The following is a 1,908-nucleotide window of genomic DNA, read 5'->3' on the forward strand; positions in this document are numbered from 1 at the left end:
ATTAATATTTTCTTGCCGTTGCTTTAGTGTTCATAAAGGGGATTCAAGAAATACTGATTATCCGTTTGATGCCAATATCATGAATGAACTGTTCATCATGACTGACGATGAGCAATGTCCCGACATAATTCTTCAACGTATCAGCCAATATGTCCATACAGGAGATGTCTATATTGTTTGTCGGCTCATCAGCGATGATGATATCCGGAGCCTTCTCTGCGATGAGCAGACAGCACAAGGCCAGTTTCATCCGCTCGCCGCCACTCAGGCATACGCATTTCTTATCCCACGTCTGAGCTGTAAACATAAAGCGGTTGAGAAGCATTTTCAGTTCATGCTCGGGCTTCTTGCTGTTGCAGCTTTCCAGCAGACCATAAACGGTCTTGTCATTGTCAATACAAGAATACTCCTGGTCGAGATACAAGATATTCAATGAACCTCTTCGCCATATCTTTCCAGTGGTGGGCTGTAAGGAACCTGCAATCAGTTTGAGCAATGTAGTTTTGCCAGTTCCGTTATCACCTTGAAGCCAAATCCGCTCGCCGCTTGAGATTGAAAAACTCAATGGATCATCCTGCCATAAGACATTCCGCCCTTCGTATCTGTAAGTTAAGCCATCAGCTTCTATCAGCCGTTTGCTTCCATGCATATCAGAATTGCTGATATTGATCTTCACAGATTTGTCATCGCTGATGGATGCCCGTATCTCATGTACCTTCTGACTCATCCTTTGCAGTTTCTCCTGCTGCACCTTGTTTAGATGAGAGGTTGCTGCTTCCGAACTGTCTCGTCTGTTCCCCATGGCTATGCGGGCAATGCCCTGTCCTGCACTGTGCTTTTCTCCCCTTGAGGCATGTTTCTGCTGCCGTTCCATGGTCTTCTGTGCCAATTTCTCAGCTTTCTTCAGTTCTTTCTGCTCGTTCTGAAAACTTGCGACTTTAGCGGCATACTCAGCATCAACAGTCTCCTTGTATTGAGAGTAGTTCATTGGATAGAACTGCATGCCAGTGGATGACATCTCAAAGATGCCCGGCATCAGGTTCAGCAAAGCCCTGTCGTGACTGACAATGACTATGGCGCTGTTCGTCTTTTGGACAAAGTCATACAGCTGAGCCCGTCCTTTCATGTCTAAATGATTGGTGGGCTCGTCCATCAGAATCATATCAGGCTTGAACACCTCGATTCCTGCAAGAAACACCTTAGTCTTCTCCCCTCCGCTAAGTGAGGCCAGTGACATATCCGGAGTAATATAGTCTATGCCCCATTTAGTGAAGGCTGCTGATATTTGTTCCTCAAGGTCCCATTCGTCATTGAGAACAGTAAAGTCATTCTCTGTTCCTCGTCCGCCCAAGATGGCATACAATGCCTGAAGCTTTTCCGAAAGGCCTAATGCATCTGCCACTGTCTGACCATTGTATTGACCGAAATGCTGAGGAACCAGATAGAGACGGTCATCGCACAGCACAGTGCCAGCCGACGGAGCAAGTCTGCCAGCCAATATCTTGAGAAGTGTCGATTTACCTATGCCATTGTTCCCTATAATGGCGCGTTTGTCACCCGAAGATACAGAGAAGCTAATGTTTTGGAACAGTATGTCTTTATTGGGATGGATGTATAACAAGCCTTGTACTTGTAGACTCATGATTATTTGCTATTGATGATCCTTAATTCCGCAACACTATAATTTAACTTTATTTATAAGTTTCTGAGCAACAAAAAGTTACCCAGGATTTTGCCATGTCAGATTTTTCACTTATCTTAGTGTTGCAATTAGAAAACAAGCGTAAATCGTAACAAGACATGGCAAAGGTACAAATAAAATCCGAAAAACTCACACCTTTTGGAGGATTTTTTTCAATCATGGAGAAATTTGACTCCATGCTTTCACCTATTATCGACCAGACACTT

1 protein-coding gene is annotated in these 1,908 nt (G+C 44.2%); it reads right to left on the reverse strand.

Going from position 1 to position 1,908, the window contains the following annotated elements:
- Positions 1–43: 43 nt before the first annotated feature.
- Positions 44–1,642 carry an ABC-F family ATP-binding cassette domain-containing protein gene (locus tag ACQRBJ_RS15910; RefSeq protein ID WP_262288799.1) on the reverse strand — a complete coding sequence of 533 codons (1,599 nt, stop codon included), beginning with the start codon at positions 1,640–1,642 and terminating at the stop codon, positions 44–46.
- Between the last annotated feature and the right edge of the window lie 266 nt (positions 1,643–1,908).

It is taken from the genome of Prevotella sp. SGI.167 (genome assembly GCF_050313615.1).
Taxonomy (GTDB): domain Bacteria; phylum Bacteroidota; class Bacteroidia; order Bacteroidales; family Bacteroidaceae; genus Prevotella.